The sequence below is a fragment of the Streptomyces sp. HB132 genome, assembly GCF_016909575.1.
Taxonomy (GTDB): domain Bacteria; phylum Actinomycetota; class Actinomycetes; order Streptomycetales; family Streptomycetaceae; genus Streptomyces.
Genome location: NZ_JAFBGA010000005.1, coordinates 65,370 through 88,433 on the forward strand (window position 1 = coordinate 65,370; position 23,064 = coordinate 88,433).

At 70.4% G+C, this 23,064-nt stretch carries 19 protein-coding genes and 1 pseudogene; 7 read left to right on the forward strand and 13 right to left on the reverse strand.

The features are described from left to right. Window positions 1-442 precede the first annotated feature (442 nt). The 10 genes from JOC24_RS13730 to JOC24_RS13770 all read right to left on the reverse strand — a co-directional run bounded on the left by JOC24_RS13730 (window position 443) and on the right by JOC24_RS13770 (window position 11,377). Window positions 443-1,111 carry a DUF6445 family protein gene (locus JOC24_RS13730; protein WP_205020529.1) on the reverse strand — a complete coding sequence of 223 codons (669 nt, stop codon included), beginning with the start codon at window positions 1,109-1,111 and terminating at the stop codon, window positions 443-445. Further along, window positions 1,108-2,928, reverse strand: coding sequence for an alpha/beta hydrolase (locus tag JOC24_RS13735; protein WP_205020530.1), 1,821 nt, complete (start codon window positions 2,926-2,928; stop codon window positions 1,108-1,110). The genes JOC24_RS13730 and JOC24_RS13735 overlap by 4 nt, the downstream gene beginning before the upstream one ends. A 5-nt stretch (window positions 2,929-2,933) precedes the next feature. Continuing rightward, entirely contained in the window at window positions 2,934-3,689 is a 756-nt protein-coding gene (locus JOC24_RS13740) for an ABC transporter permease (protein WP_205020531.1), read from the reverse strand. Continuing rightward, window positions 3,686-4,615 carry an ABC transporter ATP-binding protein gene (locus JOC24_RS13745; protein ID WP_205020532.1) on the reverse strand — a complete coding sequence of 310 codons (930 nt, stop codon included), beginning with the start codon at window positions 4,613-4,615 and terminating at the stop codon, window positions 3,686-3,688. The genes JOC24_RS13740 and JOC24_RS13745 overlap by 4 nt, the downstream gene beginning before the upstream one ends. Further along, a complete protein-coding gene (locus JOC24_RS13750; protein ID WP_205020533.1) occupies window positions 4,608-5,477 on the reverse strand; it encodes a hypothetical protein in 870 nt (289 codons plus the stop codon). The genes JOC24_RS13745 and JOC24_RS13750 overlap by 8 nt, the downstream gene beginning before the upstream one ends. Beyond that, window positions 5,467-6,294, reverse strand: a complete 828-nt coding sequence (locus JOC24_RS13755) for a hypothetical protein (RefSeq protein WP_205020534.1) — start codon at window positions 6,292-6,294, stop codon at window positions 5,467-5,469. Before JOC24_RS13755 ends, JOC24_RS13750 begins: the two co-directional genes overlap by 11 nt. Next, window positions 6,287-7,840: a B12-binding domain-containing radical SAM protein gene (locus JOC24_RS13760; protein WP_205020535.1), complete on the reverse strand. Its 1,554-nt coding sequence runs from the start codon at window positions 7,838-7,840 to the stop codon at window positions 6,287-6,289. Before JOC24_RS13760 ends, JOC24_RS13755 begins: the two co-directional genes overlap by 8 nt. Before the next feature lie 109 nt (window positions 7,841-7,949). Further along, window positions 7,950-8,075 carry a hypothetical protein gene (locus tag JOC24_RS33810; protein WP_275588515.1) on the reverse strand — a complete coding sequence of 42 codons (126 nt, stop codon included), beginning with the start codon at window positions 8,073-8,075 and terminating at the stop codon, window positions 7,950-7,952. A gap of 5 nt (window positions 8,076-8,080) precedes the next feature. Next, window positions 8,081-10,414 carry a B12-binding domain-containing radical SAM protein gene (locus JOC24_RS13765; protein ID WP_205020536.1) on the reverse strand — a complete coding sequence of 778 codons (2,334 nt, stop codon included), beginning with the start codon at window positions 10,412-10,414 and terminating at the stop codon, window positions 8,081-8,083. Between the two features lie 57 nt (window positions 10,415-10,471). Continuing rightward, on the reverse strand, window positions 10,472-11,377 hold the full coding sequence (locus tag JOC24_RS13770) for a phytanoyl-CoA dioxygenase family protein (RefSeq protein ID WP_239580436.1): 906 nt from the start codon (window positions 11,375-11,377) through the stop codon (window positions 10,472-10,474). A gap of 688 nt (window positions 11,378-12,065) precedes the next feature. Between JOC24_RS13770 and JOC24_RS13775 the strand changes: the two genes are divergently transcribed. The 3 genes from JOC24_RS13775 to JOC24_RS13785 are packed head-to-tail and all read left to right on the forward strand — an operon-like array spanning window position 12,066 to window position 14,519. Further along, window positions 12,066-12,869, forward strand: a complete 804-nt coding sequence (locus JOC24_RS13775; RefSeq protein WP_205020538.1) for an alpha/beta fold hydrolase — start codon at window positions 12,066-12,068, stop codon at window positions 12,867-12,869. Next, window positions 12,866-14,164, forward strand: coding sequence for a PP2C family protein-serine/threonine phosphatase (locus JOC24_RS13780; protein ID WP_205020539.1), 1,299 nt, complete (start codon window positions 12,866-12,868; stop codon window positions 14,162-14,164). The genes JOC24_RS13775 and JOC24_RS13780 overlap by 4 nt, the downstream gene beginning before the upstream one ends. Before the next feature lies 1 nt (window position 14,165). Then, window positions 14,166-14,519: an STAS domain-containing protein gene (locus JOC24_RS13785; RefSeq protein WP_205020842.1), complete on the forward strand. Its 354-nt coding sequence runs from the start codon at window positions 14,166-14,168 to the stop codon at window positions 14,517-14,519. Window positions 14,520-14,746: 227 nt separating this feature from the next. Here the strand turns inward: JOC24_RS13785 and JOC24_RS13790 are convergent, their stop codons facing one another. After that, a complete protein-coding gene (locus JOC24_RS13790; RefSeq protein ID WP_205020540.1) occupies window positions 14,747-15,574 on the reverse strand; it encodes a helix-turn-helix transcriptional regulator in 828 nt (275 codons plus the stop codon). A gap of 127 nt (window positions 15,575-15,701) precedes the next feature. On the opposite strand from JOC24_RS13790, the gene JOC24_RS13795 reads away from it, so the two are divergent. From JOC24_RS13795 to JOC24_RS13810, 4 genes are all read left to right on the forward strand, one after another. After that, a complete protein-coding gene (locus JOC24_RS13795; protein ID WP_205020541.1) occupies window positions 15,702-16,142 on the forward strand; it encodes a nuclear transport factor 2 family protein in 441 nt (146 codons plus the stop codon). Next, window positions 16,142-16,984, forward strand: coding sequence for an NAD(P)H-binding protein (locus tag JOC24_RS13800; RefSeq protein WP_205020542.1), 843 nt, complete (start codon window positions 16,142-16,144; stop codon window positions 16,982-16,984). Before JOC24_RS13795 ends, JOC24_RS13800 begins: the two co-directional genes overlap by 1 nt. Before the next feature lie 103 nt (window positions 16,985-17,087). Next, window positions 17,088-19,190, forward strand: coding sequence for a hypothetical protein (locus JOC24_RS13805; RefSeq protein WP_205020543.1), 2,103 nt, complete (start codon window positions 17,088-17,090; stop codon window positions 19,188-19,190). 530 nt (window positions 19,191-19,720) lie between these two features. Next, window positions 19,721-20,473 carry a dienelactone hydrolase family protein gene (locus JOC24_RS13810; RefSeq protein WP_205020544.1) on the forward strand — a complete coding sequence of 251 codons (753 nt, stop codon included), beginning with the start codon at window positions 19,721-19,723 and terminating at the stop codon, window positions 20,471-20,473. Window positions 20,474-20,808: 335 nt separating this feature from the next. Here JOC24_RS13810 and JOC24_RS13815 read toward each other — a convergent pair. Both JOC24_RS13815 and ygiD read right to left on the reverse strand, forming a co-directional pair. Continuing rightward, a pseudogene (locus JOC24_RS13815) lies at window positions 20,809-21,378 on the reverse strand (M20/M25/M40 family metallo-hydrolase); the annotation flags it as partial. Window positions 21,379-21,589: 211 nt separating this feature from the next. Then, window positions 21,590-22,435, reverse strand: coding sequence for a 4,5-DOPA-extradiol-dioxygenase (gene ygiD / locus JOC24_RS13820; protein WP_205020545.1), 846 nt, complete (start codon window positions 22,433-22,435; stop codon window positions 21,590-21,592). Window positions 22,436-23,064 lie beyond the last annotated feature (629 nt).

Below are 23,064 nucleotides of genomic sequence, written 5' to 3' on the forward strand. Positions count from 1 at the left end.
GATGCGTATCCCGATCGGGTCCGGATCGGTCACGAGGGCCCGGTCGGTCTCCAGCGGATGAGGCCATGGCGCAAATTGGTCCGTCAGGTGACCGGGGAAGGAGCGAGTCCCGAAGGCGACGAGGGACGCGGCTGTGCAGAAGGTGACTTCGAGGGGTGGGGACCGCTGTTCTGCCGTCCGGGGAGGGTGGGGCGCCGGGCGTCTAGGTATCCCGTCCGCCCCCTCGATGTTCCGGAGCCGGCCGGCCCCTGGACGCTCCGGTAGTCGCCGCACGCAACCATGTGCGGCGGAGGGCTCGCTGACGCGGCTGCGGAGCACCGGGCGGATGCGCCCGAGGGCGGCCGGGACGGTCACGAAGGTGGGTGCCACAGGTGGGCTGCGGGCCGGGGCGGTGGTGGTTGAGAGGGACGCGCCTCGCGAAGGACCGGGGACGTTCACCCCTTCACGCCTTCACGGGAGGTCCCATTGCACCGGCCTTGCCCGTGCCGTCCCGGTCGGGATCGAAGTGGGCCGGGATGTGCCGGAAGAAGAAGTTGTGGATCAGCCGGGCCGAGGACTTGCTGTCACCGAAGTACTCCTGGGCCTGGTGGAACTGGCCGGGGTCGAACAGCACGAGGCGGTTCGGCACCATCGCCAGGGAGACCAGCTCGTGCCAGTTGGCGACGTCACCGCCGTCGGCGAGGATCTCCTGGGCGTCCGCACGGTCCCGCAGCTCGAAGAAGTGCCGCACCCCGGTGCGCCGGTGGGCGTAGAGGGAGGTGCCGCCGCGGCACTGTTCCGCCGTGTTGAGATACAGCACACCGGCCCAGCGGGCCTCGTCCACATGGATACGGGCACCTCGGTGCAGGTTGACCTTCCAGTCCATGGCCGAGGACATGTGCAGGTGGTTGGCGATCAGCTCCTCCCGGGTCCCGGGGCCGAGCACCTCGCAGATCCGGCCGATGGCCTCCTCCTCCATCCAGTGGGGTGCCGGTGCGGTGCGATAGGCGAAGGCGCTGTCCGCACGAGGGGTGAAGGCGCAGCCCAGGGCTGACGCTCTGGCGCGTTCGAAGTCGGTGTACACGTCGTCCACGACGACGAGGGAGGCGTGGTCGATGCCGGTGACGCTCACTGCGAGGCTCCTTCCAGGTCACGGGCGACGGCCGGGCAACCGAGGATGAAGGCCGTCACCTCCGCCACGGCGCGGCGGGAGGCGGCCTGACAGAACCGCTCCACATGGCCGACCGGGTAGCTGCTGAGGGTCACGGACGTCCGCTCGCGCAGCCGGTCGGCCAGACGCAGGCCGTGCCGGGCGTCGGCCCGGGTGTCGTAGGTTCCGGTCTGGATCAGCACGGGCGGCACCGGGGCGGCGGGCAGCGGGAGATGCAGGGGGGACAGTGCGGTGAGGGCCTTCAGCTGGTCGGTGCGGGACGGGTCTCCGAGCATCCCCGTCCAGTGCCGGCCGATGCCCAGCCGGGGGAAGTCGACCAGGTCGGTGACCGGGAAGCGCAGGATCCAGCCGTCGAACAGCGCGGGCTCCAGCAGCACCGCGCGTGCGGCGCCGACCGCGCCCATGCTGTGCCCGAGGACGACGAGCGGGCGCCGCGGCCCCACCGTCCCGCGTAGCAGACGGGCCGCGTGCAGGAGGTCGTTGTAGCCGCGTTCCCCGCCCGGCACACGATGGGCGGGTACGAGCGACCGCGTCACCACCCGGGCGAGCGTCAGCCGCTCGGCGCGGGCCAGTTCCTCCAGGGCGCGTTCCAGGGGGGCGTTGGCGAGAGCGGTCAGCCCGCTGTGCTCCAGGAGCAGCACGGGGCCCGCGGTGCCGGAGAGCTGTACGGGAAGCCGGTTCCCGTCTCCCGCCGTGCAGTACCGGGCGGTGCGGGGCATGGGAGCGGGCCACCCGGTCGAACTCAGCGGCCGCGGTCGCTGCTCGCCGTCCAGCAACAGCTCCATCCGGCCGGCAGTGGTGCCGTCCGGCTCCCGGGAGACCTTGAGCCACAGGGCGCAGTCCGCGGCGGGCGAGGCGGCGACCTCGGGGAAGGAGTCACCGGGCCGCCCCCCGGCCACGAGACGCGCATCGAGGGTGTCGTCGTCGACCCGGTACAGGGCCTCGGCGGCCTCCGCGCCGCGCCCGGCGACCGTACGGACCAGCACGCTGCGCCGCGTGCCCCAGGCCCAGGCCAGTGCCGTCCCTTCGGGAAAGGCGACGGCCCTGCCGTCCTCGCCGTCCCCGGGCGGCCCGGCGCGCAGCACGGCCCTGGGCGTGCCGAGCGCCTCACCGTGCCACCAGCGCCGTGCTCCCAACAGCAGGCGGGTGCGCGGAGTCCTCGCGTCCGGCAGCGGTGTGACGACGAGTCGACCCGTCACCGGGTCCGGACGCAGCAGGCGCTGCGTCGTCACGCCGTGCGCGGTGGAACGCACCAGCACGGTCGCGGGGTCACCCGTCGCCTCCACGGTGACCAGGGCCAGGGGATCGGCGCCCAACTCCACCGCTCGGTCGTTCGCGAACGGCTCACCGCTGCGGTGGACGGCCACCCTGATCCCGTCCACGGGAGGGTCGTCCAGCCGGGCCCCCGGCGCGAAGCCCGTGTACACGAACCCGGGCCCCTCCGTGCCACCGGTCGTCGACGGTACACACGCCAGGTGGACGAGGCTGGGGCGGCGGGCGAGCACGGTGTCCGGAGCGCCGGACTCCGAGAGGTAGCCGTAGTCGCCGCCGGGACGGCCGTAGAGGACGACCGGCGGGCCCTCGGCGGCCGGATGGACGGTCAGCGGGGTCAGTCCGTCAGGTTGGTCGGGCATGTCGACGGCGTGGACTCCGGTCGCGTCCCCGCGCAGCAGGCGGGCCCCCGACTCGGCGTCCTGCCACCAGTAGCCCGCCGTGCCGACGGTCAACAGACCGTGCACCGCCACCGGTCGGCCGGCGCTCCCGCCCGTCGTCGGCATCCCGGTCAGCCCTGCTCGTTGGAGGTCAGTTCGTGGCGGCCGGAGGCCAGCCGCAGAGCCCCCGCCACGAGTAGCGCGGCCACCAGGCACCCGGCGGCGGCCTGTACCGGAGAGCTGTCGGCCGCGGGTGAGCGGACCAGCAGCACGCAGTAGGTGAACGGGTTCACGGCCGCCAGCACCCGCATGAAGGCCGGAAGGCCCTCCAGTGAGTAGAACAGCGGAGCCGTCATGACCAGCGGCAGACTGAACAACGACGTCATGAGGTCGCGCTTGCTGTAGCTGTTGATCCCGAACCCCAGTGCGCAGCCGGTCAGCACGGTCAGCAGACACACCAGTACGGCCAGGCCCGCCATCCGCACGTCCTGGACGACGCTGCCCCGCCCGAGCAACTGCTTCAGCACGAGGATCGCGGCGATCTGTGCCGTGGCGACCAGGGTGTTGGCCGCCAGGATCGAGCCGATGTACTGCGGGAAGGACACATCGGTGGTCCGGGCGACGGCGTACACGCCCCACTTGCGGTCGTTGGCCACGTCGCCCATGCACCAGAACAGGGCGCGGATGGCGATCACGACGAGCACGCCCGCGTAGGCGAAGTCGTCGTACGGCATGCCCTCGATGCGGGCGCCCCCCACGAGTGTGCTGAGTCCGGTGACCATGAACAGGAAGTAGGCGGGGGCCTCGATCATCCGGCTCAGGTGGCTGGTGCGCCAGTTCCACACGCTGAGCAGGTGGAAGCGGGCCAGCGTCAGGGAGGTCTTCACTGCTGCACCATCACACTCTCGGGGGCCGGGGTCCGCTCCGTGTAACGCGCGAGGTACACGTCGCGCAACGACTGCTTCTCGGCGCTCAGGTCCTGCACCCGCAGTTCCGGCGGCAGCCAGGCGAGGACCGGGCGCAGTCCGGTGGCCAGCGGCACCTGCACCGACAGGCCGGTCCGGTCCGCGTCGGTCTCCAGGGTCCACTCGGGGGGCAGCACGGTGGCGAGCCTGTCCGGGCACGGCTCAGGCATCGGTTCGGCGAACACCACGCGTACCTTCATGGTCGCCCCCGCCCGCCGGACGAACTCCTGGATCGGCAGATGGGCGCGCAGCCGGCCCTCGTCGAGCAGCACCAGGTCGGACGCTGTCCGTTCGATGGCGTCCAGGTCGTGCGAGGAGACCAGGACCGTGGCACCCGAGGCCGCTCGCTCGCGCAGATGCTCCATGACGAGTTCACCGGCTGCCGGGTCCAGTCCCGCCGTCGGTTCGTCGAGCACGTAGATCGCCGCCTCTGCCACCAGGGCGCGAGCGATCTGCACACGCTGCAGCTGGCCGCCGGAGATGTACTCGGCCTGCCGGGTCCGGACCTTGTCGAGGTCGAGCAGTTCCAGCACCCGGTCGACGGCTGACTTCGGCACACCGGTCAGCCGTGCGACCAGTTCGATATTCTGACTTACCGTCAACGACCAGTCGACCATGGTGCGTTGTGGGGCCCACATGAGTCTCCCGCGTCCGGTGTCGGTGGTGACCGTGCCGGACGTGGGACGGATCAGCCCCGAGACGATGTTCAGCAAGGTCGACTTGCCCGCCCCGTTGTGGCCCACCACGGCGAGAAGGGTGCCGGGTTCCACGGCGAAGGAGACGCCGGAGAGGGCATTCGTCCCCGTGCGGTACTGCTTGGTGATCTGATCGACGGTCAGGCTATGCACCGAAATACTCCTCCACAAGATCCGCGCCCGCTTGTTCGCCGCCCTCGGGAGGCAGGGTCAGCAGGCTCCGTGCTCGGTCGGCCGCGAGTGCGCCGCTCAGCCAGGACCAGGCCCCGACCGGCCACACACGAGGTGCGGGCCCGCCGGCCGCGAGGCCCGGCTCCCCCGCCGGTGAGCGCCGTACCGCGATCAGACGCACCGGTCCGAGCCGGCACCCGACCGGCACGACCGCGCCCAGGCTCTCCGGCCGGGTGAGCACCACCTCGCCGCTCACCGTGCAGAAGGAGCGGCGTTGTTCCAGACCGGCCAGAGTCCCCTCGCGCATCGCGGCCAGCGTACGGCCCCGCACTCCGGTCGGCGTGAGATACGGCCGTGCGGCCCCTGTGGCGCGCTCCACCACGAGCAACTGGTCCGAGGCGATGGCCCATCCGCGTGCCGACAGTGCCAGACCGAGGCTGGTCTTGCCGCTGTGCGGATCGCCGTGAAAGGCCAGACAGCACTCCCCTCGTACGAGCACCGTGGCCTGTACGGCGGCGATCTCTTCGCGCATGGCCCGGAACGGTGGCAACGGTGAGGGCACCGACGACCAGCGGGTGAACCGCCGCTCCTCGATGAGGACGCCACCGGGCTCGGAGCTGAGCCGGAAGGCCTTGGGCGCGTCGTCCTTGGCCAGCAGCGACCGCAGGAAGCCGCCCTCGCCGGAGGCCAGATCGACCCGGTAACGCGGCGGCGCGCCGGGCTCGGCCCGGTGCGGGCCGAAGAAGAAGTCGAGGTCGGTGGCATCACCAGGGGTGCAGCGGACGCGCACCACGGTGCCGAAGAAGTCGAGCAGCCGCTCGGCGCTCGGCGCGTCATGCGGCACAGGCGCCTCCATCTCCGGCCGGTCGCGGACACACGGCCAGGAGCTCTTCCAGGTGTTCCTGGGGGTCCCAGGTGACCCACGAGGTGGGGCCGTCGGCTCGCACATCGAAGCGTGCACCGCGTGTCAGATGCAGGCGCCAGGCCAGCCGGAGCGGCTGGTCGGGTGGGGCGCACCGGCCGAGGCGCTGGGGCCGCACCATCCAGGTGCGTCCCCACCGGGTCGGCAGGACCGGGGCGTCGTCCAGCAGGCCGGCGTCCAGCCACGGCAGCAGGGGCAGACTGCGCTCCCGGATGCCGACCGGGCGCCCGTAGGAGTACAGGCGCGCCTTGTGCCGCCGGTCCGTGACGAGCAGGTCGTCGGAGACGAACACCCAGCCGAGTCGCAGGAGATGAAGGAGTACGAGCGACTTTCCGGCTCCGCTGTCCCCGGTGATCGCGAGTGCCCGGGCGCTGCCGTCGGGTGCCGCCACCGCGGCGCCGTGCCGGAGGTGCACGAGGTCGCGGAGCGGAGGCAGCCCGAAGGGTGGCACGGGCGAGGGCCGCCGGGCGTGCTCCCCCCATTCCTCATAGAGCCGCCACGGCCCTGTGGTCGTGCGCCACCGGACCCGCTTCACCGCCGCCGTGCCGAGTGCTTCCGTGAAGGAGCCGCCGCTCTCCGTCTCCAGACGCACCACCAGCCCCGCCGGCGAGTCATGGTCTACGAGGTGATCGCTGAGGTAGTAGCGCAGATGGGCCACGTCGGCGGGATCCGGGCAGCGGAACTCCACGGTGACGTCCCGGAACCGGGCTGCCACCGCCATGGCGCCGGGTTCAGGCATCGAGGCCGGCCTCCATCCCCTGCTCGCGCTGCCAGGCGATGAGCTCCTCGCTGATCTCCCGCCGGTCGACGCGGTACTCCGGCTCCTGGGCGGGCAGTCCGTGGACCCGGCTGGGGATCAGGGAGCAGGCGTGCTCCTGCGGGCTGAGGATGCTGTCGAACATCCGCCACGGGAACTCGACGCTCAGCCCCAGCCCCTCGCGCTCGTCCCACAGCCCGCTGCCGGGGCGCAACTCGCACTCGGTGAGGTACTTGGGCGCCGGGAGACCCGCCCGGCGATGGGCGCGGATCTCGTCGAGCAGGCGGCGGCGGTGATCGGGGGTCTCCTTCGGGTGGCCGATCATCACGCCCCACACACTGTGCATCCCGAAGTCCCGGGCCGCGTAGAGCATGCGAACGCCCTCCTCGACGGTCTGCCGCTTGTTCATCAGGTCGAGGTGGTCGTCAAGCAGCGTCTCGATGCCGAGCTGGACCGTGACCCGGCCCAGCGCCGCGAGCCGGCCGAGCCTCTCCCGGCCGAAGTCGGGCCTGATCTCGCAGAACACGCGGTAGTCGTGCTGCTGACCGGAGTCGGCGATCGCCTGGACCAGCCGGGGCGGCAGCGCGGTGTCGAGGAACTGGAACCGGCGCTGCCCGTACGTCCTCGCCAGATGGTCCATCTCCGCAAGGACGCGCCACGGGTCGTGCATCTTGAACCGGGCGTCATAGGAGTCGTTGAAGTTGCAGAAGTCGCACCGGTCCCAATAGCAGCCGCGGGACACCTCCATGCTCACCACCAGCCGGTCGCGCAGCCACGGCCGGCGCAGACCCGCCTCCACCAGCGCGGACTGCTCCGCGTACCCGTCCTTGAAGGTGTGTGCGCGTCCGGCGACCAGCCGCCGCCGGCCGCCGAGCGCGTGTTCCAGTGCGTCGGCGAGGACGTCCTCCGCCTCGCCGTACACCACGACGTCCACCTCCTCGTGCAGCGCGAGGACGTCGCGGGCGACCTGGACGGAGCCGAAGTAGCCGCCGAGCACGACGCGGGGCCGGGGCACTCCCCTCTCCCCTGCGACGCGCGCGACACGGCGGGCCAGGAGCAGACTGGGCAGCAACTGGAAGTGGGTGCTCGTCAGGCAGAGCACCTCGGTACCGACGAGACGCTCGGCCAGCCGGTCGAGGTAGCCGTCGAACGACTCCCGCAGCAGGGCCTCCTCCTCCCCCGTGGCGAGGAACTCCGTACGCGCCAGCTCCTCGCGCTCCGCCCGGTGTGCGGCGCCCGGCGGCGACCACAGAGGCAGCAGCGCGACGTCGGAGGCGAAGTGCCGGTTGGTGAACAGCTTGTACGCGCTCTCCGTCAGGCCCCCGCTCCGCGCATGGGCGTAGAACTCCATGTGCGCCGGGACGAACCGGGCACGGCATCCCAGCTGCCGCAGCCGCCGGGTGATGAGCACGGCCGGATAGCAGGTCGCGAAGGGGGTGAAGAACGGTAGCGAGACCACCGCCACGGTGACCGCGGGCGCCGTGCGGGCCACCGGTGTCAGCGGCAGGAGTGCGGGGCTCTGCGTCATCGGTGTCCTTCCGCGCGCCGCTCCGTCGGAGCGTGGTGTGCGCGATGATGGGTGCGGATCCGGTGCACCGGCTTGGCCCCGGTGCACCGGATCCGACCTGCGGGGCGGGTCAGTCCACGACGAACTGCTTGTGCAGACCGGAGGCCATGATGGCCTCCTCGATGGTGGGCTCGAAGAATCCGTCGTCCTCGAACTCCACCTCCGCTTCGGCGGTGTTGAGCTGCTCCCCTTCCATGTGATTCACCTCCTCTCGGCGAGTGGTTGCGTCGACCTGTCCGGCGTCTCGACGGACAGGAGTCTGTTGACCAGCAGCCGCCACACGAAGGTGCGCAACTTCGGTACGGACCCGTGGGCGCAGCGCCCGGCCAGATCGGCCCATGAGCTGCCGCCGTCGCCAACGAGGCGGGCCACGGCGGCGCCCGACACGGACAACCGCAGCCGCTGCCCGGTGATCCGGGAAGCCAGGAGGACATCGGCGGCCTCGGTGACAAGCCGCGTGCCGGGGCCGAGGCGCAGCAGCAGATCGCCGGTCAGCTGGGCGGCGGAGTTCAGCAGGCCGGCGCCCGGCTCGGCAGGCTCCAGGCAGCGGTGGTGCAGCGCGGCCCGCACCAGAGCGCGCTCCGAGGAGTCGCAGCACAGCTCCGCCGCCGCCGCGGGCATGCCGTCCAGCAGTCTGCTGGGGAGGCTGAGAAGGGCGCCTTCCCGCGGCTCGTACAACAGGGTCCGTTCGCCCTCGCGGAGCCGGACGACCCAGCCTTGCGCGGGTCGCAGCGGAATGCGGTCCCAATCAGGTCCGGGGCACGGGACTTGCGGCGGGTCGTCGCCGTCGCGCCCGGCCGTGCGCCGGGCGGCCGCCCGCAGGAAGACGACCTCCTCGGCGGGCCGGTCCTGGTCCCCGAAGGCGCTGCCGAGGATGCGGTCGGTCCGGGCGGCGACGTCCCGGTCCTCGGCGCTGGCGGGTTCGGGCAGCGGGCCCACGTAGTCGTAGCGCAGTGCCATCTGCAGGTCGTCGGCCGGGTTCTGGTGGAGCACCCGTACCTGGAACAGGTCCGGAGTGGCGGCGACCGGGGACAGGGCGTCGAGGACGAACGGGCCGATCCCGAAGGTACTGTCCGGCACCGCGTACCGCTCGCGCGAGCGGGCCAGCGTAGCCGCCGCGAACTCCACCGTGCGGGCCGTCTGCCAGCGCGCCTCACCGGGGAACCCGGCGATCCCGAACAGGTGCACGCTGACGCCGGAGGCGAGGAGCGCGTCCAGGTTGGGCGCGATCCAGGACGCCTTGATGTCTTTGCGCATCCGGTCCAGGACGTCCTGGTTGTACGACTCCAGCCCCAGGTCGAGACGACGGCAGCCGGCCGTGTACAGCGCGTCCGTCAGCCGGCGGTCGATCGTCGGCGAGAACCGGGTCTCGCCGTACCAGAGGTAGTCGCGGTCGGCGAGTCCGTGCGCCAGAGCCCGCATGCTGCGGACGGTCAGGATCTCGTCCACGAACTGGAAGTGGCGGGTGCCGTGGCGCCGGTGCAGCTCGTCCATCTCGGCGACGACGGCCTCCGGCGCGCGGATGCGGAACTTGTCGGAGGCGAAGGGAATCGCGCAGAAGGCGCACTTCCAGGCGCAGCTGCGGGAGGCGATCACCGGGAGCACCGGCCCCGGCGCCAGGTAGCCGTCGGCCAGCGGGTGGTCGGTGAAGTCCGGTACGGGCAGCTCGCCCAGCGAGGCGGTGGCGGAAGGGCACCGGTGCAGTTCGTCACCGTCCGGTACGACGATGCCGGGCACGCCGTGCAGGGACCGGCCGGACAGGAGCCGGTCGACGAGATCGACGATCGACTCCTCGCCCTCGTAGCAGACCAGGGAGTCGATCAGTTCGAAGAACGGGTGGCCCGGCCGGAGCCGGTCCGCGATCCGGGTGACGAAGTTCCCTCCGACGGTGATGTGTACCTCGGGTCGCTCCCGCTTGATGAGACGCGCGGCGGTCAGTGCGGCGATGAGCTGGGAGTCGGCGGAGACGGAGAGACCGACCACCTCCAGGTCCGGCAGTGCGCGCAGCCGGGGCACGAGGACGCGCTCGAAGACGTGCACGTACGGGTTGTGCACCGTGTCTGCCACGGCGCGCATGGCCTGTCGGCTGGAGACCGGACGGTGTCGCAGGTCGAACCGGTCGAAGTTCAGCTCAGCACCCGGGGTCAGGGCCGCGATCCCGTCCAGCACGGCCTGGCAGACGGCTGTGGCGGCCCTGTGGCCGTCGACGTCGGTGATGCTCTCGGGTGAGCGCAGGAAGGCTGCCGCACGGTCCACCGACGAGCGGGCCGCCTCGAACTGGTCGCGGGCCCGGGGACCGAGTACCTGGTCGCACTCGGCGGCGTAGCCACCGGCCCCGTCGGGACTGAGGAGATGGCGCATCGTCTCGGCCGACAGGTCCAGCGCGGACGCCGCCACGTGGTGCCGGCGCAGCACCGCCAGCAGCAGGGGGACGGCGAGGTGCGGTGCGTACGGGTTCCACAGCGGCGGGTTGATCAGCAGTACCCGGGACGAGCCGGGCCGGTGGTCCGGAGGAATGGGCATGTGCGCGGGCATGGGCTCACCTCGCCCCCTCGCGGGGGAATCAGGCGGGTGTGGGCGCGGTACGGGCTCTCAGGAGCGGTCGGTGTACGTGCCTTCGCCGTTCCAGCGGGCGATGCGGCCGGGTACGAATGTCTTCCGCACCGTGTTCTCGTCCGGTATCCAGGCGCGCCCCAGAAACCGGCGCGTCAATTCTTCGAGAGGGCTTTTGCCCTCCGGGCCGTCAGTGAGATTCATGGGCTCGTTCAGGGCGACTACCGGATTCGATATGAATCTGGGCCGACCCCGGCTATTGGGTGCCGACTGGTGTGCGGTCAGCGGATGCAGGAGCCAGGCGTCCCCCGCTTTTCCGGTGAGCGAAAGGCGGTCGTCCGACGTGCCGACATGATCCCGGGTGGGAATGTGCGCGCTGGTCATTCCGCACGGATGCTCGGCCAGTTGACGGAGAATGCCCCTCGTGGCCGAGGGCGCCGCGAGAGTGGCCCCCTCGCCCTCGCCGACATCGGACCAGAGGATGAACAGCAGCAGTGCCTGTTCGGGGCTGTCGGGGTGGTGCACGAAGAAGTCACCGTCCACGTGCCAGCTCTCGGACAGCTGCGTGGTGCGGAAATTGCAGATCAGAGCGTTGCTGAGGCGGACGGGCCGTCGGATCCGGCCGGCGCCGCCGAGGAGCGTGCAGACGGCCGACCAGAGCACGGGAGCCACGTCCGCGAGGTCCGCCACACGGCTCGGAGGCAGCGAGGTGAGGCCCGCCGGGACGGTGAGCCGACCGTCCGTGGACAGCCCCTCGCGCCGGAGAGTTGTCTCGAAAAGCGTCCGGAGTCGGGAACCAGGTGTGAGGTCCACGGCATTTCTTACCCGGACATATCCATTCCGGACGAAAGAGGCCGCGATCTTCTCGAGCGAAATCGCGGAAACGCGTGCGCTCTCGTAGGGGTGAGAAAGGGATTCCTGGGAGGGCGTGGAAACATTCGTCAACGGAGCCCCCGTTGCTCGTCTGACTCGACCGCCGCGAGGCTAGCAACGCCCCGTTCGCAGCGTCAATGACCACGATCGGGTCCGCGTTCGAACCGCGCACAGCGCAAAGGGGACTTACTGTTTCCCAAACATGGAATTCCCGCCGTCCCGGTGGCCCGATCTGCCGGCCGCCGGGCGAGCCGTCTTCGGCCGCCGCACCGCTCGCACCGTGCGGTGCGGCTGCCGCTCACGCTCGGCAACCGGCACTATCGAGCCAGATCCACATCCTTTTCCTCGCCAGCCGGTTCGAACAAAACGGGGACGGATCCGACGCCGGGGTACGCGCCAGAGCCGGTCTCGCGTACGTCGTTCGGGCACCCGTTCGCCGAAAGGGCACCCCTGAGACGGTCCTGAAAGGAATTCCACGCCTCCATGCCGCCGCACTCGGGCCGGGCGTACGGGTTGCGCGACAGGGCGGGGAGGAGCACGACCGTGGACCCGGCAGCGCGTAGGGGCAAGCCGGTCGGTCAGGGAGCGGCAGGCCCGAACTCGTCGCCGCGTGAGTTGGCCTTCACCGCCCGACTGGTCACGGCATGAGGAAGCGAGCGCCACCGACAGCACCGCCCCCTGCCTTTCACCCGGCGGCCTCCTGGAGGAGCCGGCAGGGAGGGCCGTACGGAGGTGGAGGGCGGGATGGGAGACTGTCCGGATGAATATCCGGAGCAGGAACAACATCACCGTCGCCGGGCGAGTGGACGGGCCGGTACTCCTGCTGGCACACGGGTTCGGATGCGACCAGAACATGTGGCGCCTGGTTCTCCCCGTCCTGGCCGAGAACTACCGGGTCGTGCTCTTCGACTACGTCGGATCAGGCCGCTCGGCCCCCGCGGCCTGGGACGAGGAGCGGTACAGCTCGCTGGAGGGCTACGCCCTCGACGTGCTCGAAGTCTGCGAGGAGCTGGACCTGCGCGATGTGACCTTCGTGGGGCATTCGGTCAGCGCCATGGTCGGGGTCCTCGCCGCAGCGCAGGCCCCGTCGCGGTTCTCCCGCCTGGTGATGGTCGCGCCCTCCCCGCGGTACATCGACGAGGAGGGGTACCGGGGCGGGTTCAGCGCGGAAGACATCGACGAGCTGCTGGAGTCCCTGGAATCGAACTACCTGGGATGGTCTGCGGCGATGGCCCCGGTCATCATGGGCAACGCGGACCGCCCGGAACTCGGCCAGGAACTGACCACCTCGTTCTGCGCGACCGACCCCGACATGGCGCGGGTCTTCGCCCGCACGACGTTCCTGTCCGACAGCCGTGCGGACCTGAAGACGCTGAGCGTGCCGACCCTGGTCCTGGAGTGCCGGCAGGACGTGATCGCCCCCCGCGAGGTGGGAGCCTACGTTCACGCCGCGATCCCAGGCAGCCGACTGGTCACGCTGGAGGCGACGGGGCACTGCCCCCAGCTGAGCGCTCCGGAGGCCACCGCCGCTGCGATCACCGACTTCGTCGGGACAACCGGATGACGTGCGGCACCGACGAGGGTCAGGACCCTGGCAGAGACCATGACGTGACCGCCACGGACGCGATGTTCACCTGCCTGCTGGAGGACAGTGCGGAAGAACTGTACGACCAGGCCCCGTGCGGGTACCTGTCGACGATGATGGACGGCACCATCGCCAAGATCAACGGCACCCTGCTGGAGTGGCTGGGCCTGGAGAGGCACCAAGTGGTGGGGCGGATGCGGTTCACCGATCTGCTCACGGTGGGGGGCAAGCTGTACCACGAGACGCACTTCGCCCCGATGCTGCAGATGAAGGGCGAGATCAGCGGCATCGCCCTGGACATCAGAGCCGCCGACAAGCAGCGGATCCCCGTACTGGTCACCTCGAAGGTCAAGGCCGGCGACGCCGGTGAGCCGCTCCTCATCCGCACCACCGTGTTCGACGCCCGCGAGCGCCGCGCCTACGAGATGGAGCTGCTGCGTGGCCGCCAGGCGGCCGAGGAAGCACGCCGGCAGGCGGAGGCCGACCGCGCACGGCTTCAGGAAGCCCTCGCCGTGCTCCAGCAGAACCTGCTGCCCGCCGAGCTGCCCGTGATTCCTGGCCTGGAAGCCGGTTCGTACTACCACACGGCCTCCCCAGACCTGCTCGGCGGCGACTTCTACGATCTGTTCCCCCTCGACACCGACCGGTGGGCGTTCTTCCTGGGCGACGTGTGCGGGAAGGGCCCCCAGGCCGCCGCGGTCACCTCGCTGACCCGCTACACGCTGCGGGCCGCCGCCCTCCACGACCCCGACCCCGTCACCGTCCTGACCACCCTGAACGCCGTACTCCACGAGCGGTACACCAGCGGCGACCCCCGATACTGCACCGCCATCTTCGGAACCCTGCACCGCGAAGGCGACCTCGCCCGCGTGCACCTGGCCTCCGGGGGCCACCCCTCCGCTCTGATCCAGCGCGCCGACGGCGGGGCGGACTTCCTGCCCACCCCAGGTGGGATGCTCATCGGCGTCCTGCCCCACGCGCAGTTCACCGCCGCCCGCACCGAGCTGCACCCCGGCGACACCCTGCTGCTGTACACCGACGGCCTGACCGAGGCACGCATCGGGCCCGACCGCGATCTCTACGGAGAGGACGCCCTGCGCGCGTTCACCGCCGGTAAGCCCCCCGCGGGCCCTCAAGCGCTTGTCACCGCCTTGACCGGGCTCCTCGCCGGTTTCGGCGACGGCCTCGACGACGACACCGCGCTGCTCGCCCTCGGCGTACCCGCCCCGCTCCCGACCTCCTTCCCCACCCTCGCGAATGAAGACAAGACCTGAGATGAGCCCGCTGACGATCACCTCCCGAGACGCCGCCACCGGCCCCGTGCTGGAGATCACCGGTGACCTCGAATACGCGACGGCACCCCAACTCCGCAACGCCCTCGACGACCTCACGCTTGCTGCGGGGCAACTACTGGTCCTGGACCTCTCCGGCATGGATTTCTGCGACTCCAGCGGCATCACCACCCTGCTGGCGGCTCGCAACCTGGCCACGGAACAGAACGCAGCCCTGGCCTTGGCCGCGGTCCCGCCCAACACCCTCCGGGTCTTGGGGATTGTCGGCCTGGACCGGGTCTTCACCATCCATCAGGACGCCTCCCAGGCCACCGCTCCCCGCTCCGCCACCGGCTGATCCACCCCTCGGGAACGGACGGCTGCGGTTCGCCCCCGCGTCAGGGGCCCATGGTCTCGCCGGCGGACCGCCGAGAGCGGCCCCGAGAGCGGTTGCCGGAACCGCGTACGCTCCGCCTCGAGGCGTACACACATGTCCGTTGCATGAGGCGAACGGGGTGGAGTTGATCGGCTCCCGGACAACGGGACCGACCCCGGCGGACGCGGTGGCTTCAGCAGCGGCTGCGGTCAAAGACTCCTCAGTGCAGCGGCGCCCCGGCTGCCGGCTTCTGCCGTGTACATCACCAAGGAGAAACCTGAGCCGGGCAGGCTGAGGGTGTGCCGGTCGACTTCCAGCTCGCCTGCAGTGGGGTGATGCAGGATTTTTCGCACGCTGGGCACGGGGCGCACCGCGTGGTCACGCCAGTTGCTCGCAAAATCAGGATCGTGGGTCGCGAACTCGTTGATCAGCTCTGCGAGGACGCTGTCCGTGGGGTGCCGAACGCCGGCTGCGCGCAAGTCAGCGGCTGCCTGCTGAGAGAAGTCGGACTCCGAACCGGGCGCCCCGGTGCACAGGGTGTCACGGAATCTTGTCGAGATGCGCGTGAGGTTGCGCTCTTCGGTGGTGAGTTGGGAGAAGTCCGTGATCAACGCTGCGGCTGCCGCGTTCCAAGCGACGATGTCCAGCCGTGCGTTGACGATGTAGGCCGGGATGCCGTCGAGTCTGCCGAGTAGCTGTCGGGCATCCTCGGGCACGTGCTCCGGCGCGCCGTCGTTCTCTGCCGGCAGCACTTGTCCGGCGAGGCGGGCCAGATGGTCACGCTCCGCTCCAGCGAGCTGGAGAGCCGTCGCCAGCGAAGACAGCACCTGCGGTGAGGGCCGGGGAGCGCGTGCCCGTTCCAGTCGTTCGTAGTAGCTCACCGACACCTGCGCCAGGGCGGCCACCTCCTCGCGGCGCAGTCCGGGTGTGCGACGGGCGCCCCGGCCCGGTGGAGTCGTCGCTTCGGCCGGCACATCTTCTGGTCGCAGTTCCTCGCGGCGGCGGCGGAGAAAGTCTGCGAGTTCCTGGCTGCTCACCCTTCGATGCTGTCACAGGGAGAACAGCTGAGCCTCGCACTGTTGGTCCGGGGCTTGGCTGTCCGTTCCACGCCAACAGATCCGCTGTGCATGGTGGTCCGGTGGTTGTCGACTACGAGGAGCAAATGTGTCCAGCACACCTGAGGAAATTTTTCGTCGCCTGATCGACCTGATGCTGGCCAAGGACATGAATGCCGTGGCGGACCTGTGGGCGCCCGACGGAATCGCGGAGTTCCCTTTCGCAGCCGGCATCTCCCCCCGTGTTCTTCGCGGACGTGAGGAAGTACGCACCCACATCGCTCACTATCCGGATCTGATGGACATGAAGGAGGTGGCAGCACTGACCGTGCGGCCCACGGATCGAACGGACACCGTCGTGGTGGAGTGGACGGCCATCGGCCGCACCGTGGCCACCTCCCAGCCCTACCGCCTGGACTACATCGTGGTTCTCACGGTCCGCGACGGGCTGATCGCTCTGTTTCGGGACTACTGGAGCCCGCTGTCGGCGGCCGCCGCTGCCGGAGGGCTCGCCGGGCTGATCGGCTCGCTTGAGAGGAAGGACGCCTGATGTCCGGAGTGCTCGTGACCGGAGGCACCGGCAGGACCGGGAAGACACTGGTGCAAGAACTCCGCAACGCTGGTGTGCGGGCTCGGGCAGCCAGCCGGAACCCGGCCGCAGCCGATCCTGACGCCATCCGCTTCGACTGGAGGGACCCGATCACCTATGGACCCGCGCTGGACGGGATGGACCGTGTCTTCCTGCTTCCTCCGGTGGAGTCCGTGGACCCGCTGCCGCTGGTCGAGCCCTTCCTGCGCCAAGTACAGCGGGCAGGCGTCCAGCGCCTCGTCATGCTCGGCTCCGCCATTGTCCTGCCGAACGCGCCCAGCGCTGTCGAGATGGCTGCACAGGTTCAGGCTCGGCCGGGAGGTGTCGTACTCCGCGCGTCCGGCTTCATGCAGAACTTTCTTCGCCCGCACCCCCTGGCCGAGCACATCCATCGACTCGGTGAGATCCGCACCGCAGCCGGTGACGGCGAGTTGGGGTGGGTCGATGCGCGGGACGTCGCGGCCGTCGCCGCTGCCCTGTTGGCCGACCTGGGGGCGGACGCTCGAAGCGACTACCTGATCACCGGGCCGCACGGGATGGGATATCCACAGGCCGCGCAGATCATCACCGCTCGGACCGGCCGACAGGTCCGGGTGGAGCACATCACGGAGGAGGACCAGATTGCCGCCTACCGGGCCTCCGGAATGCCGACGGAGTTCGCTGCCGCCCTCGCGGCCGTCGAGCGCGGAATCAAGGAGGGACGCGAAGACCAGGTCAGCACCGCGGTGCTGGAACTGACCGGCCGTCCACCGCGCAGCTTTGCCGACTTCGTCACTGATCACGCGTACGAGTGGAAGCGGTAATGGTTGAACAGGAGCAGTGCGGTCGATTGGAAGCCACGCGGAATCAGTTCGGCAAGCTCCGCCGCCGGCCACCGCTGTCCGAGGCGCCTGACAGACTCGCGTCATGTTCACGGGGATCGACGACGTCGACTGGGCGTCCATGGGCCATGCGTACGGCGATGCTTCGGATGTACCGGACCTACTGCGGGGGCTGGCGTCCTCCGACGCGGGCGAGCGGGAGATCGCACTGGACGCCATGCACGGCGCCGTGCACCACCAAGGGGATGTGTACGACAGCACGGTCGCGTGTATCCCCTTCCTGTTCGAGCTGGTCGGGACGGTCGGCCTGCCGGGACGTGGCGAGATCGTCGACCTGCTGCGCAGCGTCGAGGGGGACGGCCGCGATCCGGAGGAGATGGACTTCTGGTCCGACGACGACGACGAGTACGCGGCCTGGGCCGGGATGCTCGCCGAGGCGGAGTCGCAGGTGCGGGCGCGCAGTGGTGCGCTCCTGGAGCTCCTCGACGACGCGGACGAGGAGCTGAGGCGTGCGTTGCCGGGCGCGCTGGTGCAGTTGCACAACGAGCCGGAGACGGTCCTGGCCGCGCTGAGTCTAAGGCTCGCCGGGGAGCGGGACCCGAATGTCCTGCGGGCGTTGGTGGCCGCACTGGGTGAACTGGGCGTCCGCAGGCCCGAGTGCACGGAGCGTGCAGGTGAGACTCTGGCCGGCCTCCTCCCCCGGGACACCAGGCCGGGCAATACCGGGCTGCAGCTGTCCGCCCTTGTGCAGCTGGTGCGCTGCGCGCCCGGCCGGCTCCCTGATCGGTCCGTGGAGATCGCCACAGACGTCATGCGGAATGCGCGCGACGCACAGGAGGACGCAGGGCACGGGAACACGGGCCCCGTCCTGCAGACACCGACGATGATCTCCTATCTCCGCGGGCTAAAGGCGTCCCGGCGCGCCACGGCCAAGGCCCCCTGGGCGACCGAACTGCTCGCGGACCTGCACCGCGCCCTGGACGACCGAGCCGCCGAACGCTTCGCGCTGTTGGAGGACCAGCTGCGCAGCCCCGACTGGGGCCAGCGACGTGACGCCATCGACATGGCGGGCCTGTTGCTCACGGGATGGCGAGGCCCGCACGGGGAGCCCGTGCGGCTCCTGGGTGAGCAGCTCCTCGAAGCCGACCACCGCATCATCCGGTGGGCGGCATCGGAGCTCGTACGCCTCTACGCCATCGGCGGACCCGCGGCCGACGCACTGGCCGAACGGGTTTCGGCCGTGCCTGACTTCCCGCCCCAGGCACGGTGGAACGAGACCTCCTACGGAGCCGTGCTGAGCGCGCTCGCCGCACAGGGCGATGCGCGTGCCGTGCCGGGGCTCCTGGAAGTGCTGCGGTTCGGACACGTGCCGGAGGACCTGGGCGACTGGATCGACCGCATGGACCGGAGTGTCGGCGCAACACTGGCGACGGTGCTGGACGAAAGGCTGTCCGCGCTCGATCCCGTGGACCGCCGCTCCTGGCGCGCCGAGTACCTGCTGAATGCAGCGGTTGCCGCCGGATCGGCCGAGGCGACGGACACGGTCCTGCGGATCCTGCGGACCCCCGAGGACCGGCCCGTCCCAGCAAGGGGCGCAGCTTTGCGCGCCCTGGCACGGCTCGGCCCGGCGACCGCCCGGGAGTGCCTCCCGGAGCTGCGGTCACTGGCGCGGAACGGCTCGTCACAGCACAACCTCGACGCCGCGGCGGCACTGTGGTCGGTCGGGGGCGAGGAAGAAGCCGTCCTGCTCGCACTCAGAACGGCACTCGCGGCCGAGGACTGGTCGCCGCTGTGCGACGCACTGCGTGTGGTCACCGGCATGGGAGCGGGGGCTGCCGTGCTGCTGCCCGAACTGCGCGCGCTCGCGGCCTCACCGGAGAGAAACACCGGCTGGGTGGCGGGCGACCTCGCGGCGGCGTTGTGGGAGGCGGGCCGTGACGTGGAGGAGTCCCTACCCGTCCTGCTCCACGCCTGGTCCGCGCACATCGACAACAGACCCGGCGTAGCGGGCGTGTGGGCGGGCATGGGTTCCGCGGCCGCCCCTGCGGTACCCGTACTCCGTGAGGAGATCGCTGCCACTCGGCGCCACAACAACACGGGTGGCGAGGGCCGGATGCGCTACCGCTGCGCCGATGACGAACTGCTGTTGCAGCACGCCCGCGCAGTGCTCGAGGCGTGCGACGGGTAGAGCGGTTGTCCCCAGGGGCGAACCCCGAGCGGAGGGGGCGGTCCCGGTCGGAAGAGAGTGCCGTGCACGTCGGGCGGCACAGTCCGCCCCGGCATACACGGATCTCCCGTCTCCCACACTCCGGGGCAGGTCCAGGCCCCTTCGTGTGCGCCTCCGTCACCGGCACCGCTTCGGTGTCGGCGGTCATACCCTGCTCGTCGCCGGCTTACGTACCGCGTGTTCGCCACAGCCGGATTCTCTGTCGAGTTCAGCGGGTTGCGCTGAGCTTGCTCTCTGCGCTCGCCGAGCGAACGGCGGTGAATCCGTTGGCTCCCGCCGCTGCGCTGCCCGCCTTCGCGGCGGGCCCCGGCGCGTCCGCGAAAACCCGTTGGCGGTCCACGGCGACCACTGCTACTTTTCCGCAGGCCGTGCGAGAGAACGAGGAGGTGGTACCCGTGAACGTATCGACATGGGTGCTCTCCTCCGGGGTCACGGTCGGGCGATAGGTCGTCCGGGAGCGCCGTTCCAGAGCCCTCCCGAAAGGCACGACCATGCGGTTCACTTCTGAACGGCTCCTCGACGACGGTGTCCTCGAGCGCGAATTCACCCTCGGCGAGATCCCCGGCACCCTCTGGACGCCTGGATCCGCCGTACCGGGCCCGCTGATCCTGATGGCCCACAACAACGGACTACCCAGGCGGCAAGCCAGGCTGGTGGCCCGGGCCAGGCACTCCGCGGCGCGCGGCTACGCGGTGGCCTCCATCGACGCCGCCGGGTGTGGTGACCGTCCCCGTTCGGCCGCTGACGAACAGGCTCGCTCCGACCTCCGCCGGGCGGTGCAGGCCGGGGAGCCGGTCGACGAGATCTTCGAGTCCCTCGTCGGCCCGATGGTCGAGAAGGCGGTTCCGGAATGGCAGACCACCTTGGACGCCCTCCTTGGGCTGCCCGAGATCGCGGGCCCGGTCGGGTATTCGGGGTGGACCGCCGTCGGCATCCGCCTTGCGGTGGTCGAGCCGCTTGTCACGGCGGCCGGTTTCTTCGCCGGGGGGTACGTTCCTCGCGCCCAGCGCGAGGAGGCCCGGCAGGTCACCGTTCCGCTGCTGTTGCTGCTGCAGTGGGACGACGAGGGAAACCCCCGGCAGCGGGCCCTGGAGCTGTTCGACGCCTTCGGCAGCACAGAGAAGACGTTGCACGCCAACATGGGCGGACACGTCGGCACCCCGTGGTTCGAGGTGGAGGACGGGGACCGGTTCTTCGATCGGCATCTGAGGAGACCGGGCCGCAAGGCCGTCGGCGGACGGTAGACGGTACCGGCCGGTCGGTGCGGCACCATTCAGGATTGACTCCGTTGAAGGGCCCGCCGGTGTCGGTGTCATGATCCGTTCCCGGAACCGATGGGGTTCCTGTCCGCCGCCCTGCGGGCAGGAACCGCGGTCCAGGCCGTAGCGGCGCGGGAGTTCGCGGCCCCGAGTGGTTCATCGCGACGCCGTCATCACGGACTGATCGGGTCCGTTGTGCTGTCGCTCCCGTCAATGATGGGTGCGAGCGCTGTTCCACAGCCGCATCAGCATCTGCTCGTCCATGTCCGACGCGTCGTCCTCGACACGCTCCCACCCGGCCCCGCGCACCTCCGTGTGCAGGTGCCCACGTAGCCGGCGGGGTAGGGCAGGACGTGCTGGGCGAGCACGACGTCAGGTCGGGGCGACTTCGTGGTGAGACCGTCGTCGATCATGGCATCGGCGCCGTTTCCGTTCTCCTCGGAGGGCTGGAAGAGCGCCACGAAAGTGCCCCGCCAGGAGTCCCGGTGCTGGGCCATCAGCCGTGCACAGCCAATCAGGCAAGCCACGTGCACGTCGTGGCCGCAGGCGTGCATGACCGGCTGTTCGCTGCCGTCCTCGTCGGTCGCGGTCGCGGTCGCGGTGGAGGCGTACGGGAGACCGGTCTGTTCGCTCAACGGAAGGGCGTCCATGTCCGCCCGCGCCATGACGACCGGGCCGTTCCCGTTCGCGAGGACCCCGATCACTCCCGTACCCCCGACGTCTTCGGTGATGTCGTAGCCGAAGTCCCGCAGGGCGTCCGCCGCCTTCGTCGCCGTACGGTGCTCCCGCAGGCCCAGCTCGGGATGCCGGTGCAGGTCCTGGTGGAGGTCCTCCACGTCGGAGCGGATCGCGTCGAGACCGGCCAGCACGGTTCGGGCAGGATCGGTCATGGTCTCTGCTTGTTCGGGTGGGGCTGATCTTCTTCCTCATGCCCGTCCTGCGGATCCGATGCGGCGCGCACCGTCGACACCACGTCCCTCGGGGGCGCATGTCGGGCAACCGGGCGGAGTTCCGCCGTGTCACCGGGCGTCGCGGCTCCACAACGCTGCCTCGCCCCTGGGTACGAGCACATCCGGCTCACGACGTGCGGCCGCGGCCGGGTCAGGTGTTGGTGGCGTCCGCGGGAACGCCGTCGGGCAGCCCCGCCGCGGGACCAGTCCCTTCGTCGGCGCCGGGGCACACCGCACCCAGGGTGTAAGCGGTCATCGACAGCGCGCCGTACGCGTAGCCATCGACCAGGACCTCCGTCCCGCCGCCGGACGCCGCCGCGAGCCCCGCGAGGTAGAGCAGCGGGATGAAGTGATCAGGGGTGGGCGCCGCCGTGCGGTAGTCCCGGTGACCCTGCAGGCGGGTAACTGCCGCAGGGTCGTGCAGCAACACGTCCTTGGCGCTCTCGTCGAACCGCTGGGCCCAGTCGAAACCCGAGTCCGGGCGGCTGGGGTCGACGCCGCCCAGGTTGTGCACGACATTGCCGCTGCCCAGAACCAGCACGCCGCCGGCCCGCAGGGCGGCGAGTTTCGTGCCGAGGTCGAAGTGGTGGTCCAAGTCCTTGTCCGCGTTGATGCTCAGCTGGACGACAGGGATGTCGGCCAGGGGGAACGCGTGGCGCAGGACCGACCACGAGCCGTGGTCGATGCCCCAGCTGTCGGCGTCCGCCCCGACCCAGGTCGGCTTGACCGCCTCACTGACCTCGTCCACGAGTTCTGGCAGGCCCGGGGCGGGATACTGCACCTCGAAGAGCTCACGCGGAAAGCCGTAGAAGTCGTGAATGGTGCGGGGGCGCGGCATCGCCGTCACCGCCGTGGCGTTGATGTACCAGTGAGCCGACACCACCAGGATTGCCTTCGGTCGGGGCACCGACCGGCCGAAAGCCTGCCATGCGGTGGTGTAGCGGTTCTCCTCCAGAGCGTTCATCGGGCTGCCGTGGCCGATGAACGCCGCAGGCATGAGTGGCGACCCGTGTGTTTCCGTTGCAGCTGTCACCGTGTCACCTGAGTCTTCTGTATCGCGGGGGCAGGGCACCCAGCACGCTTATCCGGGGCCGCTCGACAGGCAAGCTCCCCGCAGCGCGTCACCGCGAAGTTCATACGGCCGACGTAGCGTCCCGAACAGCCAGGGGTACAGGTCTCGCGGACGACGCGGACCGGACTTGATGTCCCGATTGCACCAGGGCCCGCGTGGTGAGCGGCGCTCAGAGCCTTTGAGACACACCCCCGATCGCCACGGTCTCATCCAGGGCCATCTGCCCGACTTCCGGAACATGCTGAGGGACTTGCCGGAGAGGAACTCCATCACCAGGCGCACGACCGTCCGTCGCCCGAGGCCCGTCCGACGTCATGGACGGTGACGATGTCGGAGTGTGACAGGCCGTCGGCAACGGCGGCCTCACAGGCGAACCGGGCAACCTGACGGCTGCTCTCCGTACTGCCGGACTCGATGTGGAACTTGACGGCTACCGTCCCGTCGATCTTCGGGTCGTGCGCCTTCCGGACCTGCCCGAGCCCACCCGCCCCGATCGACTCACCGAGCGGTAGCGCCCGTCAAACACGGCCCCTGCCTGCACAGCACCCCCTCGA